Below are 18,559 nucleotides of genomic sequence, written 5' to 3' on the forward strand. Positions count from 1 at the left end.
AATGGAGATTATTATGAAAAAGACTATGAAAACAGCTTCTCTCATCATGGCTGCAGTCCTTACTGCCATGAGCCTGGCTGCATGCGGCAGCACGGCTGCACCAACAAAAACAGAAACCTCTGCAGCAGAAACTTCCGCGTCTGAAACTGCAAAAACGGAAACCACAAAAGCCGGGGAAACGAAAGCTGCCGAAACGTCAAAAGCGTCAGGCTATAAGGTGGCCATGGTCCTTGACTCTTCTGTATCTGACGGAGGCTGGGGCGCAAGCTGCTATCAGGCTATGGTAAATGCAGCAAAGGACAGCGGCTGGGAAACTGTGTACACCGACAACGTAGCGACTGCTGATTTTGCCACCGTTATGACAGATTATGCAGAACTTGGCTATAACCTGATCTTTGCTCCCGGCAATCAGTATACCGATGCAGTAAAGCAGGTAGCAGAAGAATATCCGGAAATCAATTTTGCACTGTTAAACGGAACCGTTGAGACAGAAAACATCACCTCCATTCTTCCTGATGCGAAGCAGATCGGTTACATGGCAGGTGCTCTAGCCGGCCTTATGAGTAAGACAAACAACATCGGATTTATCGGCGGTATGGAGTTAGATACCACAAAGGCAAAGCTGGAATGTTATGAAAAAGCAGCAAAAAAGGTAAATCCTGATATTAAGGTTTCTTCTGCCTATGCAGGCTCTTTCAGCGATACCGCCAAGGGCAAGGAGATTGCTTCCTCCATGGTCTCCACCTATGACGTCGATGTAATGTTTGGTGATGCCTCCGCAGTCGATACCGGAGCACGGGAAGCTCTGGCTGGCTCAGAAGGCAGATACGATATCGGTCAGCCTGGAGATTTAGGTTCTGCTGACGACAAGATTATTATCTGCTCTGTGGTAACCGACAACGCAGCTCTGTTAAAGGCATGTATGAAGGATGTGGAAGCAGATAAGTTCGGCGGACAGACCATCTACGGCGATTTAGGAAATGGCTGCTTAAGCATTGGAACATTCTCAAATGCAGTACCAGAGGATATTCAGACACAGTACAAAGAAATTGTGGATCAGATTCAGGCAGGAACTTTTATTCAGTAATTAATAAGCCCCGTGTAAACGAGTATGAGTCATACTTGTTTCACGGGGCTTTTTCCTGCCTTTTTCGACCGGAATCTTTCTAACGATACATAAATAACAGAATTGGGGAATCCTGATTATAGCTGTTTAATAAGAATCTTATTTTTTCAGTGCAAAGGAATTAAAGAAGGTATCGATTTCCGGTGTTCTTTCTCCTGTTGCAGAAACTGCCTGGAGCTGGTAAATATAATCTCCTGCAATGTATACTCTATGATAGAAGGTGATGTTATCAGATCCTAAAGGAGCACTGTATTTTAATTCTTTTCCATTATATTCTCCAAGGGTAATATCACTGCTTTCATCAATTGTATAGGGAATATTGGAAACGGCACCCTCCAGCATAGCTGCGGGATCTGCTGCACTGCCCTCTGGTATAGCACTGTACATCACGTTATAAAGGGCATCTTCCTGCTCAAGCATATAGGAATACATGTCAATTGTAGTATTTCCGGAAGGAACTGACTGCTTCATCTCTTTTGGTGTTCCCGGATAGCTGGCTGTAAACACTCCGTTGGGATCTTCAAAGGTTGTGAATCCTTCTGCAGCGCCAGCTTCTGTACTCACTTCATCTGCTTTGCTTTCTTCTGTTGTTCCCTGTGATTCTGCTGCAGTTGTGTCTTTTGCCTGTGATTCTGCTACAGTTGTTTCTGTTGCCGCGGTTTCTGCCTTTTTGCTGCAGCCTGCAAGTGCTGCAATCAATAAACAGGCCATTAAAATAGAATAAATTCTCTTTTTCATAATTTCTCCTCGTTAATTGGTATTGGCTATCCCCCTGCTTTTATATGTAAAATCGAAAGCAGTAAAATTATAGCATAAAACCCAAATGGTAACAACCTTTTATTTTTTTAATTATTAATTAATATTTTGTAACGTTTTTATATCTCATTCCGTCGTTTATGATTTTTTCATAAGGGTTTACCAAACAAGGAAACTCATGATATAATATAGGAAGAAATATGCCGTTTTTAGTGCGGCAGAACGGAGTTTTACATGTCACTCATACCGTTTCAGAAATTACCGCCCAGAAGGCACTCCGAAGATGCCAGGCAGTATGCATACCGGATCATACGTCATTTTATTCTAAACCTGCATCTCCCTCCGGGAAAAAAGATGAATGAGGTGGAGCTGGCTGATGCTCTGAACATCAGCCGGACTCCTGTCCATGATACCCTGTACAAGCTATCCCGGAAAAATCTGATTGATATAATTCCCCAGAAAGGTGCGTTTGTTTCTAAGATAGATACCCGCCGGATCGAACAAACCTTATGGATTCATAAACAGCTGGGAACATCCATGATCCAGAATATCTTTATCCGAAATGTAAAGGGTTCTCAGTTTGATGTTCTTTATCACCATCTGCAGGAGCTTGAAGACTATTTATCCCAGGGAGATTTATCCCATTCCGTCCGGTTAATCACCGATTATTACCATCTTCTTTATGAACTTGGGGGAAAGATGAACCATATATGGGAAGCTGTCCAGAAAGCCGGAATGGATCTTCAGCGGCTTTTATATCTGGCTGCATCTGATTCTTCTGTTACAGAAGATTTTATAAAAGACCTTACAGCTCTAACCGACGCGCTGGCTGCCAGAAACACCGACCGGGCATGCACGGTTTACCGCCATCATCTATCCCGGATCCAGCTTCTGGTTCCGCCATTACAGGAGTGTTATCCGGACTATTTTCTTGAAAGCCGGTCAGACTGCCAGACTGCGGACTTTCATAGCCAGAAAGGGATCAGGCTTACTGCACAAGCAAAGGAGCCGTGAATATGTATACCAGACAATTAGCATGTGAATGGGGAAAATATGGCATTACCTGCAACGCCATTGCCCCAACCTTTGTCCGGACGCCTATGAATGCCTTTCAGCTGGATGACCCCCAGTTTTACCAGACCCTGACGAAGCGGATTCCTTTGGGGCGAATCGGGCAGGAAGAAGATATTGCGGCAGCTGCACTGTTTTTATGCAGTGATGCCTCCTCATTTGTGACCGGACAGATCCTTGGTGTAGACGGCGGATTAACTGCCATGCAGTAAGAATGAAAGACGATACCTGATTTGTAAATTAACGGAGGAATAAATTATGATTTTTGGAAATATTTATAATCCCATGCTGAACGAGCAGCTTGCCATTCTCCCCGCCCCTCTTGGCTGTGCAATCCGTTATTTAACCGAGCATGACATGGCAGCCCACGAACCAGGCGTATTTTCCATCGACCTTAATGGTGTACCTGTAATTCTTCAGGTACTGGATTTAAAGACCGGAGACCGAAGCGGACTGCGTCCTGAGATTCACAGAAAGAACATTGATGTACAGTTTCTTGCCTGCGGCGGCCCGGAAGAAGCCGGCTTCTACACAGACGACGGAAACGGACAGGTTGAGGAAAATCTTCTGGATACTCCAAGAGACATCCTCTTTTACAAAAATGATCCTGCAGCAGCGGAAGGCCGGATTCATATGATTCCCGGAACCTTCGCCATTTATTTTCCATGGGATGTGCATATCCCTGCAATTAAAGCAGGCAATACAGAGGCTCCCATAAGAAAGATCGTAATAAAAGTACCGTTAGAAAGCTGCCTGCAGGACAGTACCCGTTAGGAGGGGAATGAAATATGGAGTTAAACCATTATCTGGCAAAGCTTTCCTTAAAAGATCCCGAACAGCGGCGTAATGCTGTGAGGGAGGTGCTTGTAAAGGAGCATCTGGATTTTGATATCCAGGAAGAGCCGCCTTCCCAAAAGGCTCCAAGAGGAATTTATAACTACCTTCTGATCCCATGGAACAACCAGCCTGGTCCGCTTTTCTGTGCCCATTATGATGCAGTACCAGGCAGCTTCGGAGCCAATGACAACGCAGCATCCTTGTGTATTCTCATGTCACTCGCCGGAAAGCTGAAGGAAGAGAATTTTCCTGCACGTTTTGCTTTCTTTGACGGAGAGGAAGCAGGCAATACCGGCAGCAGACTCTACGCTGCTTCCATGAATCAACAGGAGATTACAGGAGTTATCAATCTTGATGTATGCGGTTATGGTGACACCATTGCAGTTTACAGCCGGGGATTTGAACGGAAACCGGGAGTAGAAGCATTTTGCAGAAAAGAGGTTCTGGCAGCACATAACGGAGTTCTTGTTAAATATCTTCCAGGAAGTGACGAAGCCTCCTTTTCTGGCGGACGGACTCCCGCGATCAGTATTGCCAGCGTGCCCAGATGGGATATCCAGTATCTCAATGCGCTTTCCAAGCTGGGCAGCGGTCTTTTAGGCAAGCCGCCGGAATTTCATATGATTCTGGATCAAATGGAGATATCCTCTACCATGCACGGCGGATACCGGGATACACCGGAATGGGTAGATTTAGCAGCCATGAACCGGATATATGACTATTTAACTGACGCACTCCACCGGCCTTATGATAAAAAGAAGAGGTTCCTTCCGTTTTAATACACAGAAGGAACCTCTTCTTTTAGAGAGAGTGGGGTTTTAAAAATCAAATGTAAGAATAATCTTGCGGATAGACGGATCATGGCTATCCACAAAATCAAAGGCCTCCTGAGCCTTAGTCAGCGGGAATGTGTGGGAAACAGAACCGGTTAAATCCAGTTTTCCCTCATGAATCATGTCAATAGCTTTTCCAAACATTTTATTCTGAAGTCTGGAGCCTCTCACATCAAGCTCCTTGGCCGTTATTGCAAACTGATTGATCTCTGTGGATGCTGTTGAAAATCCCATGGTAATAACCTTTCCGGCATTACCGGTGGCATTTAAAAGGCGGATCAGTGAATCCTTGCTGCAGACAGCATCTATGGATACCGTTGCTCCATGCATATGGGTATATTCCTTCACTTTTTCCACAAGATCTTCCTTGAGAACGTTAATCGTATGCTTTGCACCATTGGATTTCGCAGTTTCAAGCTTGTCATCCTGAATATCTGCTACAATGATGTGGTCACAGATTTGTCTGGCAATTTTTAAAATGGAGCTTCCAAGAGCACCGGAACCATAAATGAGAAGCATATCGTCCTTTTCCAGTTCTGCTCTGGTGCAGGACTGGATGGCAATGGTGGTTGGTTCTATCATAACCGCATCCTGATCAGATATGGAATCAGGAAGATGATAACAGTCCGTTTCCGGCACTGCGATATACTCCCGATAGCCTCCGTCAATATGAACTCCCCTTACTTTTAAATGATCACAGACATTTCCTCTTCCCTTGCGGCATGGATAACAGTGTCCGCAGCTGGTAACCTGGTTGACGATTACACGGTCACCCACTTTTAGTTTTTTTACAGAGGAACCGGTTTCTGCCACTACACCTACCATCTCGTGCCCGATAATTCTGGGATAAGTTGCCGCTGCATTGGTTCCGTGATAAATTCCCACATCTGAACCGCAGATTCCTGCAGCAGTCATTTTCACAATCACATTGTTTTCTTCATCAAGACCGGGTTTTTCTATATCAATTACCTTTAATTCTCCCGGCTTTACAATCTGTACCGCTTTCATATGATTTATCTCCTTTATGTCTCACCGTACCTCCAGATATTTGGAAAGAATCTCATCCATTTCTTCTTTCTGGCTTTCCGTTAAAGGCAGCATAGGTTTTCTTACTTCGCCGGCTGGAATTCCCTGACTGGAAACAATGTACTTTAAGTTTGCGCAGAGGCCGTTTTTCAAAAGCACATCCAGAATGTTATTGGATTTGGTCTGCAGAACTCTGGCTTCCTCCTCTTTTCCTTCCAGGTACAATTCCATGATCCGTCTAAACTGGGGCAGCATGAAATTAAAGCTGCTTCCAATGAAACCATCGCAGCCAAACGCAAGAAACGCAACCATGGAGCTTTCAAAGCCTCCGTAGCAGATGATATCGGAATTTATATTTTTAATCCGTTCCATTTGCAGAAGGTTTAAATTGGTGTGTTTGATTGCTCCCACTGCTCCAGATTTAAATAAATCTCTGGTCTCCGGATTATTTAGATCCAGCTCTCTGTGAGTACTGGATGGAATGTTATAATAAAGGACCGGCTCCCCCACTGCCTCAGCAATATCATAATAGTACTCTGCGATTTCCTTCTCAGAAAATCCAAAATATAAAGGCGGTGTCGCTGCAATTCCCCGGATTCCCAGTTCCTTTGCTTTTTTTGCGAAAAAAATGGCTTCATCTGTGCTGATCGCACCCACATGTGCATATAGTTCACAACGCTCATTCAGCTCCGATGCCAGTTCAAATGAACGGATCCGTTCTTCTCTTGTAAGCAGAAAACACTCTCCGGAACTTCCTCCGATAAAGAATCCATCTGCTCCTTCAGAAAGATTTCTTTCCCATAGCTGTCTGGCTGAAGTTTCGTTGATTTTTCCCTGTCTGTCAAATGGCGATATTGAAGCTACAATTAATTTTTTCATGATAGTTTGTCCCCCTGACATTTAACTGAACCCCATATTATCCCGGTCTGCTGCCGGAATCATATAAAAAACGGGTGTCCCTAAGGCAGATAGCAGGATACAGTCACTCCTGTACCGGAATCATTCCAATACCAGATATAGCTGTATTCATTCACACTGACTCTTTGGGACACCCTCCCTTCCTTCGCAGTTTATTTCCGTTCTTTCCCTTCCAGAGCATGTACCATTTCCACTACAAACTCATGGGTTGGAACGGGTATTTTGCATTTTTTAGCTGCTCTTACAACCGAACCGCTTATCATATCCACCTCTGTTTTCCGTCCATTCTGTATGTCTGCACGAATTGAGGTACAGCCGCCCGGTGACATCTCTGACGTCTTTTTTACTTTTTCCATAATTTCATCTGTATTTGCTTCCAGTCCCAGACCATGTGCCACTGCCACCGCTTCACGGATCAGTGCGGCTGTCATATTCCAGGCATGTTCATTGGCGGCAATGTATCCCATATCTACCTGAAGAATTCCCGTTACTGCACTTAAGGAAACATTGGTAAAGAGCTTGTTCCAGATCAGCTGCTGTATATTGGAATGAATCTTCACGGAAAAGCCGCAGAATTCAAACTCATCCTTAAGTCTTGGGAGAAACTCATGTTTATCCTTTGTAAGCATTCCCACATTGGTATTTCCTGTTCCGCCTCTCCTGATCACTCCGGGACCTAAAACTGCTCCGTTATCTTCTGTTGTTCCAATGATAATGTGATCCTCAGGGGCAAATTCTCCCAGAATATCTTCATGACCGGAACCGTTTTGCAAAGTCATTAAATAAGTATCTTCTCCGATCAGGTTCTTACCTGAAACAAGCGCATCCCTGGAATACAGAGATTTCACAAAAAGAAGTACCAGATCCATGACCGGAAGACCCTCTGCAGAAGTTACTGCATTGGGATAATATACGTTTTCTTCCCCATTCTCCTGTAGTCTGATTCCTTCCTTCCGGATATGTTCTACAATGGCAGGAGAAGTATCCACCAGATAAACCTCATGTTTTTGGGACAAGTGGCCGCCATAAATGGACCCCATGGCTCCAGCCCCGATTACTGCAATTTTCATATCCATTCACCTTCCGTTATCTGGAAAACTCTGCGATTCCCTCAATGGCATACGCACGGATCGGGCAGGAATCAAGGCCTTTGATCGGAATTGGTGTATAGGACATGAAGAAGGTGTCCGTTGTCAGTTCCTCCAGATTCTTAAGCACTTCTAGGAATACCACATCAACTTCCATCAGAACATCATGGAATGCAGAAACATCGGTGTTGTTGCTTTCGATGGAAACACCGTCGCCGAATCCCACACATTTTACTTTCTTTTCTTTCAGCCATTCTGCTGTTTCACGGCAGATAAAAAGTCTCTTATCTTCCTCAGTATTGGAAGCTGGAGTAAATGGAGGCAGCTTATACTGGGAATCCAGAATTACGATATCGCCTTCTTTAATCCGGTCACCGCAGGCTTTTTCCAAATCTTCTGCCTTAATTTTTCCGTTGGGCTCCATATGTGTAATGTTTACATAAATGGCGCGCCCCATAAATGTACTAATGGGAAGACCCTGAACATCAGTCCAGTTGTCATTGTGATGATACGGACATTCTACATGGGTTCCTAAATGGCTGGTTAAATCCATGATGGTATGGAAATCCGGAATTGGGCCGCCTGTGTTAAAACGGAATAAATGGCACCGTCTTGATTCAGTAGCCGGATCCAGCTGCTTTGTTAAATCGATTACTCTTAAACCATTGCCTAATTGTGATACGCTCATTTGAATTTCCTCCTGCGAGATAAAATATTATTTTTCTTACTGCTGCTATTATACCTGTATACCGGTATACCGGTCAATCGTTTTTTGTTGACTTGTGAAAATTTCTAGGGTATGATAGGCTAAAACCATGAAAGGAGTTTTTCATGTACGATAGCGGTTCCCTGCAGTCACAGGCTTATAATACCATCAAAGAACAGATTTTATCCAAATCACTGGACTCCGATCTTTTATATTCAGAGACCAGACTTGCAAAAGAACTTGGAATTTCACGGACTCCCCTTCGGGAAGCTCTCCAGTGCCTTTCCCAGGATGGTTACATCACAATAATTCCAAGCCGGGGATTTAAGATTCGCCGTCTGGATAAGGAAACCATGCGTGAATCCATTGAAGTCCGCTGTGCCATTGAAGGTTTCTGCGTTCATCTGGCTGCTTCTTTAAGAGGAGACGAACGGTTTACAGCTCTTCTTAAGGATATGGAAGCGTCTCTTGAGAGGCAGAAGGCCGCACTGACTTCAGACAGCTTTCCAGCCTCATTTACGGAGGAGGACCATCAGTTTCATATGATTCTGGTCCATTTCGCCAGGAACAGTGAATTTGACCACTTATTCCAGCGCCTCCTTTATATGATCCACCTGACGACAGCCAATGCCCTTACTGTTACAGGACGGACACAGGCCACGTTAGAGGAACACGAAAATATTTATCAGCAATTAAAGAACGGGAATACCGATGAGGCTTATCAGGTTCTGATTGCTCATTTAATGATGCCTCTTGGCATGAATTTAATTTAACAAAAACCAGCTGCTACAGAGCCACTTTTACTACCACTTTTTTGACCTGGCAGGGTACTCCTGCCACGCAGCGGGGTTTATGAGCATCCTCAGGTGCAACGATTATCAAATCTCCCTCTTCCAGAAGTATGCTGCCGCTCAGTCCCGGCTCTTCATAAAAGATTAAGTCGTTCTCCTCCCGGCGTTCCTTAACAGTGAGTCCATCCCGTTTGCAGACACCAAACTGCTCCCTGCCGGAAACTACGTACTGGATATCGAAGAACTTTTCATGAGTTTCAAATGAAGCCTCATCTGGAGAAATTGTAGTGTACTCCTGAACATTTGCCACAACCTGGTCGCCAGCGATTTTATAGCTTCCCGGCTGAAGAGATGTAATGTCAGTTGATCTCAGCCATTCATAGGCTTTTGTAAATTTTTCTTCCAGATAATTATATTTCTCTGCAACTGTGATATTAGAAAACAGCATAATCTTTTCCTCTTTCCGCTTAATAGGGCTGTGTTTTATTTGCTTGCAATATCCGTTGTTTCCAAATTTCCCTCAGAGATGGCAACGATCTGCTCCCAGATCTTTTCATCTACATTGACTCCGTTTTCCATACTTTGCTTTCTTGTTTCTATAGTACGCTCGCCAGGACAGGTAACTTTGCCTCCCTCTTTTTCCGGATGGCTGGCATCTGCAGCTGCTACTCTCTTGTTCAACATTTCCTGAATTTCTTCCCTGGTGCCGAACAGATAAGGATCATAGGCAATGAAGATCTGGCAGCAGCCCGTACAGCTTCCTCTTCCTTCTTCATCCAGATTCAGACCGCTTTTTCCGTTGGCCATAAGAGCAGCCGCCAGATCCAGAGCGATGGCCATTGAACTTCCCTTCCAGTAACCGGTAGGAAGAATTCGTCTGCTCTCCTCAATTGCTCCCGGATCATCGGTTAAATTGCCTTCTTTATCAAATCCGCCCGGGAACGGAAGCTTTTTGCCTGCCAGACGGTAAACTCCAAGTTTTCCGTAAGCATACTGGCTCATTGCCATATCAAGCACGATGGGGCCGTTTTCTCTTGGAACAGCAATACAGAAAGGATTGTTTCCTACGCCCGGTTCATCGCTTCCCCAAAGCGGCATACAGCTTTCCGTATTAATCCAGCTCATTCCCATAAATCCTGCTTCTGCCATTCTCCATGCATAAGTGCCGCCACGCATCCAGTGAGTGGTGTTTTTTAATGCAACACAGCCGATTCCGTGTTCTTTGGCAAGCTCCATGGCGCGGTCTGCACAGAAAAGAGCATTGGTGATGCCGATTCCCAGATGTCCGTCATAATTTTCCACTGCGCCCTTACCACCTATTAATTCCGGCTCACCTTCCGGATCTACCAGGCCGCCTAATACATACTCCACAAAACGGGGAACCCGGTTTAATCCATGGCTTTCCACACCGTCCGCGCTGGACTGGGCATGGATTCTGGCACAAACCTCTGCCTTTTCTTTGGATAGCCCCGCCTGCAAAAGCGCTTTCTCTACGGTTTCTTTCACTGTTTCATAAGGAACTTTTATACTCATATCTTCTCCGTCTTTGTGAAAATTTCATGCTTATATCGTTCTTCTACAAAATGAAAGAGTTCGTGAGCCAATAAAAGTCTGCTTACATCCAGCCCTTCTGTCAGGACCCGGGTTACCTCTGGGTTCAAAAACAGTCTGGCCGCCTTGTTTACTGCATCCATATAAATGCAGATCTTATCCGGCACCCGGAATTCTGCAAACAGCACACGGTCCGTCTTTTCCGGAAATTCCGGATAAGAAACGTTCATTCCCATGGCTTTTGCAAGTTCCTTGGGATCCCGGGTTTTATATTCTCTGCATACGATACCGGCATATTCTTTTCCGCATGCTAGACTCTTTTCCATCCATTCCCTGCGCTGGTCATCATTAAATTTTCCATTCAGGGGCTCTCTGGAAAAAGCATAGCCATACCATTCCCATGGTTCAATTTCTGCCAGGTCTAAAAGCATGTCCCCAATGGTGCGGATTGGGAAATGGGGGCGTTCATATCTTTGCTGGCTTGGTCTGCCTAAAAGCCCCGCCCCAATGGGTTTTAAGGCTTCCCGAAATTCTTCTTTTGTCATATTTTTTAACTTTCTCTAACGGATGCAATAATCAGGACTTCTTCTTCCGGTTCCCGGTCACCCAGATCCAGACTCATTAACAGCATGACCTGTTCCAGATCCACAGCGCTGTAATCACTGACTCTTGGTCCTACGCAGACATAAAAGTCAGGGCGCAGTACGGTATCTGTTTTAAAGACTGCATTTTCATTCCAGATTTTTTCAACGGTTTCCTCATAATTCTTAATATGGCATTTCTCTACCACACCATCGGAACACTGTACCTTGATAAAACCTTTCTTATCCACGATTCTAAGCGGTGATCTTCCTTCTCTGCTGCCCTGGTATACAAAGAATTTATCAGTTTTATCCGCCAGTCTGATGTCAGAGACTTTTGGCCCGAAATCTTCTTCTGCCAGCTTGCGTGCTTCTGATTCATCGCATTCTTTTAAGAGATCAGTGGTTTTTACCTCTGTGGACCCGGTAGCAATGGCGGTAACCTTACCAGTCTGATTGTCAATTTCGATGTGGATTTCCACCGTATCCGGAGAAGCACCGGAACTGACCGCAAGATCTGCTGCTTCTTTCTTCAGATCCCTGATGTCTTCCTGGCTTGGATTAGGAATCACACGTTCCACAACATCACGAACCATGGACAAAGCTACTCCAATGGAGGAGATTACTTCCGCATTCTCCGGGATACTGTATTGAAGTCCCATCTTCCCTGCGCAGTAAGGTACTAAGGCAGCAGCTCCGCCTCCGCAGCCAACCAGCCTCATACTGTCATGATCCAGCTTATATTTATCTGCCAGAGCGTTGATACATGCGCTGACCTTTTCATAATCTTTATCAAGTATCTGGGTTGCAAGTTCTTCCACTGTAATACCAAGCTTGTCTGCAACCGGCTTCATTGCCTTGCGGGCAGATGCTGCATTACCGTGTGCAAAGTACTTCTCATCAATCAGTCCAAGAACATTGGCTGCATCGGTGTTTGTAAAACAGATTTTCTTTCCGTTTTTCAAACGCAGAGTTACATAATCAGCCGGATCTCCCTGTTTCGGACTTACCAGCTCGATCTGGGGATCCTCAATTTCCTCTTCCGGCAGGAAGCATGCATACTCACAGCCAGCAATATGGGCAGAACGGGGGCCTACATCGACGACAGCCTTGTCGCTGATACGGACCATGGAACCGCCTGCACAGCCTAAGATTCTTACGTCGAGGGAGTTAATGTACGTATCATGGCCGCCGATCTTTGCATAATCCACGCCTGGCCGGCCGTTTTTAATAACACCGATATTGGTTGTGGTTCCTCCTACCTCAAAATAGATGGCATTGGAAGCACGAAGATACATCAAAGATCCCATAACCGAAGCAGCAGGTCCGGAAAGTGCGGTAAGAATGGGACGTTTACGCATCTCATTAATCTCCATAACGCCTCCGTCACCTCTCATGATCATAAGCGGAACCTTAACCCCAGCCGCATTAACGGAACTTTCTGTAGCATTTGCAGTAGACATCATCTTGGGAAGTATGGATGCATTGATCGCAGCCGTACGGGTACGGCGGGTAAGTCCATACAGTTTTGTAATATCGGAAGCCATTGTTACCGGCACATTTTTCTTCTTTGCACAGTCGTGAATGCGAAGTTCCTCATCCATGCTGTCTACGCCAAACGCCATGGAAGCCACAATTACCTTTGCTCCCTGATCCAAAAGCTGGCTGATATTCTGATTTATGACATCCTCGGTCAGCATTTTTTTCTTAATGAATGTATTATAAACCTTAATCATACGCCCCACTTTTTCATCCAGCACAATATCCTTTAGTGCCAGCTGACGTTTTGCAAGCAGCCCTTCCAGACCGCCTCCTGCAACACCTACCACGCCTACGGAAGCTACATCTCCCTCGATAAAAGCATTGGTTGCCTGAGTAGTTGAGTGGGCTACGAATACCACATCTTCAGGTAAAATGCCATTTTCCTGCATACAGTTGCGAAAGCTCTGTACAACACCGGCAGCAACGCCATCTTTGTCATCATGTGTGGTCTTCACTTCATTTTTCCCAATAATTTCATGGGTATCATTGTCCATGGCTACGCATTTGGTATATGTTCCGCCTACGTCGATGCCCATTCGGACTGCTCTGTGTTTACGCTCTGCCATTGTATTCCATTCCTTTCCAGATAAATAAATCAAATTTTATTAACACGGATTCCATGTTACTGCTCCTCAATTACAGTTTGTTGAAAAGCGTCCGGGTGCGCAGGGAGCGCGCCCGGACAGGGGTAATCATTTTGGATTTTGAGATTTCGTCTCCTTGTCCGAGACTGATATTAAGACAGGAACCATGCAGCACCCAGTCCGCCTAACATGATGAATGTTGCCACATACTGCAGCACTCCGGCAAAATATGCATTGGGAATGGAAAGCTTTAAGAATTCTCGTGATTCAACTTTCGAATAAGCAAGCCCCCATGCAACCCATGACTGAGTGATACAGCTTCCGATATTGACGGTAATGGTTGGAATTGCAAATACCGCATAGAGGAATGGAATGGAGAAAGATGCAACGTTGGAAAGCACACCAAGTGTTGCTGCACCACAACCAACCAGGGTCATGGGTCCGCGGAACAGGCCCATGAAAAGGAGCACTGCAAATACGATACACACAACGATCTCGCTTCTTGGCATTACATTTCCAAGAATTACTTTAAAGTAAGGAGAAGCAAGGGCTGCAACTGAGTTAAACATAGGAAGGGTAAGAAGGAATCCTACCAGCGGAGCGGTATCAACCACGCCGTCATAATACAGCTTATTAACCAGCTGACAGTTCTCTTTGAAACTTCCTTTCATTCTTCCGCAAAGGAAAAGTGCCAGGAATCCTGCAATTACAAAACCGCCGATTACGGAGAAGTCCAGCCAGATCTTTAAAATAACCGGAACTACAGGAAGGATTAAGGTATAAAACGGTGCATTCTTCTGCTCGGAAGCAGCTCCTCTTGTCTGAGCAGCCCATGCGTGAACTGTCTTGGCACGTTTTAAATAGAAAGCAGCCAGAAGAGTAGTAATAACCAGCATGATAATAAGAGCAGCATAGCCCCAGTGAACAGCGTACCAGCCAAGAGTAAACTCAGGCATTTCATCTGGTTTTAAGAAAAATGCACGATACTGTGTAAAGTTAACCGGGTTAATATAAATACCTGCTGCAACTGATCCCATAAATGTAAACAGAGCTACAGATTTGGGAATACCCAGAGACATAAGAATCGGAAGTACAATAACACCAATTGCAATTACCGGACCTGCTCCTGTCATGGCAGTAAAAATCAGGGCAGTTACCACATTTAAAAGTGCCACTGTTACAAATGGCTTGTCTCCGCCTAACTCAACAGTCTTGCGGATCAGGGTAGATGCAATTCCGGTATCCATAAGTACACGGCCAAACCATGCACCCCAGCATACGTTAACCAGAGTTGTTCCCCAGCCTTCTGGTGCCGACTGATAAATCTTATTTAAGGCAGCAATCAGAGTATTGTCTTTACCAAACTGCAGAATCGGATTGGAAGCAAGAAATGACTCGCTTACAAACAGTGTTCCTCCAAGCGGAAGAATGGTCCAAAGAAGAGTAATCAGCAAGAAGCCGATCATCAGGTTATGGCCTTTGATGCAGTAATACGCCAGACCAAAGAAAGAAATTAATAATATAATACCAATAATGTACTCCACAATAATACCTCCTATAACTTTTTATTCCCCATACTGCTGATAATAGTTAACCGGTCTGCAAAATAGCAGCCTTTTCTCAAAACCTGGATTCCCCGCTCCTTTCCTCATATATGGTATTTCTATTTCTAACCGGTCCGGCTTCTTATGCCTGTCCGGAAAAGAACTGTGGATAAATATCCCGAAGTGTACCTGCATTCCATAAAATGGTATTAAAATGATTGGCACAGATCAGGCTGGCTGCTTCCGCATCCTTTCTTCTTAAATTATCAAGGAGCAGACGTCCCTCTACTAAAACATGTTCCCAGCTGGTAAGGGAAGACATATCAATCCGGTAGTTGAACGTGGTAAATTGAAGATAGTTCAAGCGCAGCAGGTCTGAGTCTATGGTTCTGAATACCTCCCAGGTATACTCCCTTCCGCAGAATGCAGAAAGAAGATAATGTACCTGCTGCTCTATCACCAGAAATTCCAGGGGATTTTCATTATTAATCTCCAACTTTTGTCGATTTAAAACTTCTTCCAGCTGTTCAAATTGTTTCTCAGTCAATCCCTTGCGGCAAATCTCTTCTATCATGGCCTGTTCCAATACAGTATGGGAAAAAACAACCTGTCTGATCCGCTCTAAATCAAGCAATGTCACCTCTGTGCCACGCTGGGGATAGACTACAATGTATCCTTCTTCAACCAGGCGGGAGAGTGCATCTCTTACCATGGTCCGGCTGGCATTCATCTGACTGGATAATAAGTTTTCACTCAACCGCTCTCCCGGTTTAATGGTCAGATTCAATATCTGCATCCGCAGCTGATTATATATGTCATTTCTCTGATTACCTTTTTCTTCTTCCATTTCTGCCATTTTTATAATCTCCTTTGTATCAAAGAATGTAAAATGCATACAAGTATTTCATTCTGATAAGATTGCATATCAGTATCCCGGTAAATGCATATCAGTTAGCACTTTATCTCTTTACAGCGATCATCCTTTTTGTAAAATATATCACATTAATCCTTGAAAATCAACTATATTTTTCATATTTCACACATATACTAATAATCCTACCCCATTATTGACGTGTTTTTGCACAAGATATTTTCCCTTACCCCCTGTTTTTACCCCTTTTATGATTGCATACAAGTTGTTTATTCTTGCTTTTTATATAACAAATGAGATATGATAAACAAACNNGTTTGTTTATCATATCTCATTCCAGGTTAACCTTAACCTATACATCTATTCCATTAGAGGGTATGCAATTATTTAAAAACGGCGCAGCCGTAAGATCTTCTACTCTGCGCCGTACTCTTTGATTTTGCAATATAGTGTGGATCGGGAAATTCCCATGTTAATTTTTATTTTACAGGATAAAAACCAGAAGGCACTTCACTTAAATTAATCATAATATTCTTAGTCTGTGTATAATGCTCCAGCATCACCTTATGTGTCTCACGTCCGACTCCGGAAGTCTTATATCCTCCAAAAGGTGCTCCTTCCGGTATTGCATTGTAGGTATTCACCCACATACGGCCTGTTTCAACAGCTCTTGCAACACGTATTGCCCGGTTAATATCTCTGGTCCATACAGCTCCTCCCAGTCCAAATTCACTGTCATTGGCCATGGCAATCACTTCATCCTCTGTCTTAAACTTGATAATACAGGCAACCGGTCCGAAGATCTCTTCCCTTGCCACTCTCATATCATTGGTCACATCCCCAAGAAGAGTGGGGCGGAGAAACGCACCGTTCTCAAGACCGTCTCCGGTAAACGCTTCTCCTCCGCACAGCACCTTAGCTCCTTCTTCCTTACCTATTTCCACGTATCTTAATATTTTTTCCAGATGTCCTTTATTAATCTGACTGCCCATCTGGGTATCATCTTCCCATGGAAGCCCAACCTTAACCTTGTTAAAACGCTCCACAGCTTCCTTCACAAACCGGTCGTAGATTCCCTCCTGCACAAACACTCTGGAACCTGCGCAGCACACCTGGCCCTGGTTAAATAAAATTCCAAGCTGCACGCCATCCATGGCCATCTCCCAGTCACAGTCATCAAAGAAAATATTGGCTGACTTTCCGCCCAGCTCCAGTGTAGCAGGAATCAGCTTTTCGGCCGCAGCCAGAGCTACGTTCCTTCCCACCTCTGTAGATCCTGTAAATGCAAGTTTTCTGAAACCAGGGTGTTCCAGCATATACTGTCCTGATTTTGAACCTCCTCCTGAAATCACATTAAAGACCCCTGCCGGAATTACGTCCTGAATCAGCCTTGCCAGCTCAAATACGCTTAAAGGCGTCGCACTTGAGGTCTTAAATACCGTGCAGCAGCCACTAGCAAGAACAGGCGCCAGCTTCCAGGCCGCCATTAAGAACGGAAAGTTCCATGGAACGATCTGGCCGACTACACCGATGGGTTCTTTTAAAACAAGACTGAGCATATTGTCCCCCAGTATACTGGCACTTCCTTCCTCTGCCATTATGCAGCCGGCGAAATAACGGAAATGCTGGGCTGCCAGCGGAATGTCTATGTTTAACGTCTCCCTGACCGGCTTTCCATTGTCCAGCGTTTCAACCATAGCCAGATGTTCCTTGTTTGCATCAATAATATCTGCAATCTGATTTAGGATTGCCGCTCTCTGATTAACCGGAACATACTTCCAGGTTTCAAAAGCTTTCCAGGCAGCTTTTACCGCCTCATCCACATCCTCTTTCGTCGCTTCTGCGCACTGTGCAAGAACTCTGCCGTCTGCCGGACAGGTGACTGTAAATGTTTTTCCGTCAGAAGCAGGCTTCCATTCTCCTCCTATAAATAACTGATATGTATCCTGAAGTATAACGTCCTTCATATGATTTTCCTCGCTTTTTAATAATTTAATTTAATGGCTAGTTATTGACCATAGTCATTTATACTCATTATAGGCTTTATTTTATAACTGTCAATTTAATTATTTTTTTCACATTTTATTGATACTTATTTATCTTTAAGCGATTATTGTTTAACGACATCAATTATTTTATATGTTAAAACTTAATTATGATTTAACTGTTTATTTTAGAAAGCAATTTAAATTTAACGCATGCTTCGTCTATCTTTTTCAGAGAGGGATTCAATTAAGAGGGATTTATAAGACTGTTTTGATATGTTCTTAACAATTATAACAGTAATAGACTTTGGAGATGCACTGAAAACAGTTTAATTATGATATTTAATTAACTAAGGCCGTAATAAACTAGATCTAAACGCAAAAATCGGGAAACCTCTCAATCAAGGTTTCCCGATTTAAATAAAAAGCGGGTGATGGGAATCGAACCCACGTATCTAGCTTGGAAGGCTAGTGTTCTACCATTGAACTACACCCGCAAGGATTTCAGAAATATTTCAAATGTGCTTCGAGAAGCACAGTGCCCAAAGCCGGAATCGAACCAGCGACACGAGGATTTTCAGTCCTCTGCTCTACCAACTGAGCTATCTGGGCTTATTCTCCTACAACATCAGTAATTCTACAAGATTTTCTCCCAATTGTCAAGACAAGTTTTTTAAAATTTCGAAAAAAATATAAAATAATGATTTTTTATTTATTGACTATATTATAAAATTATAATATTATAATTT

18 protein-coding genes and 2 tRNA genes are annotated in these 18,559 nt (G+C 44.1%); 6 read left to right on the forward strand and 14 right to left on the reverse strand.

Features of this window, described 5'->3' with window-relative positions:
* Positions 1-1,087 (forward strand): BMP family protein (locus DS742_RS20325; RefSeq protein WP_205692778.1); only part of this gene is annotated, 1,087 nt, incomplete at its 5' end.
* A 138-nt stretch (positions 1,088-1,225) separates the two neighbouring features.
* On the opposite strand, the gene DS742_RS20330 is transcribed toward DS742_RS20325, so the two are convergent.
* Positions 1,226-1,864, reverse strand: coding sequence for a YgdI/YgdR family lipoprotein (locus DS742_RS20330; protein ID WP_117418799.1), 639 nt, complete (start codon positions 1,862-1,864; stop codon positions 1,226-1,228).
* A gap of 252 nt (positions 1,865-2,116) precedes the next feature.
* Between DS742_RS20330 and DS742_RS20335 the strand changes: the two genes are divergently transcribed.
* From DS742_RS20335 to DS742_RS20350, 4 genes are read left to right on the forward strand one after another with little or no spacing between them, the layout of a single operon-like run.
* Positions 2,117-2,896, forward strand: a complete 780-nt coding sequence (locus DS742_RS20335; RefSeq protein WP_117418800.1) for a GntR family transcriptional regulator — start codon at positions 2,117-2,119, stop codon at positions 2,894-2,896.
* Between the two features lie 2 nt (positions 2,897-2,898).
* Entirely contained in the window at positions 2,899-3,165 is a 267-nt protein-coding gene (locus tag DS742_RS20340) for an SDR family oxidoreductase (protein ID WP_242996653.1), read from the forward strand.
* 46 nt (positions 3,166-3,211) lie between these two features.
* On the forward strand, positions 3,212-3,727 hold the full coding sequence (locus tag DS742_RS20345; protein ID WP_117418801.1) for a NanQ anomerase/TabA/YiaL family protein: 516 nt from the start codon (positions 3,212-3,214) through the stop codon (positions 3,725-3,727).
* A 14-nt stretch (positions 3,728-3,741) separates the two neighbouring features.
* On the forward strand, positions 3,742-4,569 hold the full coding sequence (locus DS742_RS20350) for a M28 family peptidase (protein ID WP_117418802.1): 828 nt from the start codon (positions 3,742-3,744) through the stop codon (positions 4,567-4,569).
* Between the two features lie 39 nt (positions 4,570-4,608).
* Here DS742_RS20350 and DS742_RS20355 read toward each other — a convergent pair whose 3' ends face one another.
* The 4 genes from DS742_RS20355 to DS742_RS20370 all read right to left on the reverse strand — a co-directional run bounded on the left by DS742_RS20355 (position 4,609) and on the right by DS742_RS20370 (position 8,343).
* Positions 4,609-5,631, reverse strand: a complete 1,023-nt coding sequence (locus DS742_RS20355) for a zinc-binding alcohol dehydrogenase family protein (protein ID WP_117418803.1) — start codon at positions 5,629-5,631, stop codon at positions 4,609-4,611.
* A 21-nt stretch (positions 5,632-5,652) separates the two neighbouring features.
* Complete coding sequence (locus DS742_RS20360; RefSeq protein ID WP_117418804.1) at positions 5,653-6,528, reverse strand: dihydrodipicolinate synthase family protein; 876 nt, start codon at positions 6,526-6,528, stop codon at positions 5,653-5,655.
* 191 nt (positions 6,529-6,719) lie between these two features.
* Positions 6,720-7,637, reverse strand: coding sequence for a ketopantoate reductase family protein (locus tag DS742_RS20365; protein ID WP_117418805.1), 918 nt, complete (start codon positions 7,635-7,637; stop codon positions 6,720-6,722).
* 16 nt (positions 7,638-7,653) lie between these two features.
* Positions 7,654-8,343: a cyclase family protein gene (locus tag DS742_RS20370; RefSeq protein WP_117418806.1), complete on the reverse strand. Its 690-nt coding sequence runs from the start codon at positions 8,341-8,343 to the stop codon at positions 7,654-7,656.
* Positions 8,344-8,486: 143 nt separating this feature from the next.
* Here DS742_RS20370 and DS742_RS20375 point away from each other — a divergent pair, with 143 nt between their 5' ends.
* Positions 8,487-9,134, forward strand: coding sequence for a GntR family transcriptional regulator (locus tag DS742_RS20375; RefSeq protein ID WP_117418807.1), 648 nt, complete (start codon positions 8,487-8,489; stop codon positions 9,132-9,134).
* A gap of 13 nt (positions 9,135-9,147) precedes the next feature.
* Here the strand turns inward: DS742_RS20375 and DS742_RS20380 are convergent, their stop codons facing one another.
* The 9 genes from DS742_RS20380 to DS742_RS20420 all read right to left on the reverse strand — a co-directional run bounded on the left by DS742_RS20380 (position 9,148) and on the right by DS742_RS20420 (position 18,422).
* Positions 9,148-9,600, reverse strand: coding sequence for a NanQ anomerase/TabA/YiaL family protein (locus DS742_RS20380; RefSeq protein ID WP_117418808.1), 453 nt, complete (start codon positions 9,598-9,600; stop codon positions 9,148-9,150).
* A gap of 35 nt (positions 9,601-9,635) precedes the next feature.
* Positions 9,636-10,685 (reverse strand): 3-dehydro-L-gulonate 2-dehydrogenase, encoded by a 1,050-nt coding sequence (yiaK, locus tag DS742_RS20385; RefSeq protein ID WP_117418809.1) that lies wholly within the window; start codon positions 10,683-10,685, stop codon positions 9,636-9,638.
* Positions 10,682-11,248, reverse strand: coding sequence for a hypothetical protein (locus DS742_RS20390; RefSeq protein ID WP_205692779.1), 567 nt, complete (start codon positions 11,246-11,248; stop codon positions 10,682-10,684). The genes yiaK and DS742_RS20390 overlap by 4 nt, the downstream gene beginning before the upstream one ends.
* Positions 11,249-11,253: 5 nt before the next feature.
* Positions 11,254-13,392 (reverse strand): hydantoinase/oxoprolinase family protein, encoded by a 2,139-nt coding sequence (locus tag DS742_RS20395; protein ID WP_117418814.1) that lies wholly within the window; start codon positions 13,390-13,392, stop codon positions 11,254-11,256.
* Between the two features lie 170 nt (positions 13,393-13,562).
* Positions 13,563-14,954, reverse strand: a complete 1,392-nt coding sequence (locus DS742_RS20400) for a citrate transporter (protein WP_117418810.1) — start codon at positions 14,952-14,954, stop codon at positions 13,563-13,565.
* A gap of 142 nt (positions 14,955-15,096) precedes the next feature.
* Positions 15,097-15,810, reverse strand: a complete 714-nt coding sequence (locus tag DS742_RS20405) for a GntR family transcriptional regulator (RefSeq protein WP_117418811.1) — start codon at positions 15,808-15,810, stop codon at positions 15,097-15,099.
* Between the two features lie 494 nt (positions 15,811-16,304).
* Positions 16,305-17,792 (reverse strand): aldehyde dehydrogenase family protein, encoded by a 1,488-nt coding sequence (locus tag DS742_RS20410; protein WP_117418812.1) that lies wholly within the window; start codon positions 17,790-17,792, stop codon positions 16,305-16,307.
* A 444-nt stretch (positions 17,793-18,236) separates the two neighbouring features.
* Positions 18,237-18,307, reverse strand: a tRNA-Gly gene (locus DS742_RS20415).
* A 42-nt stretch (positions 18,308-18,349) separates the two neighbouring features.
* Positions 18,350-18,422: transfer RNA gene (locus tag DS742_RS20420), tRNA-Phe, on the reverse strand.
* Between the last annotated feature and the right edge of the window lie 137 nt (positions 18,423-18,559).

Origin of the sequence: Lacrimispora amygdalina, assembly GCF_003432035.1 — a bacterium.
Lineage (GTDB): Bacteria > Bacillota > Clostridia > Lachnospirales > Lachnospiraceae > Lacrimispora > Lacrimispora amygdalina.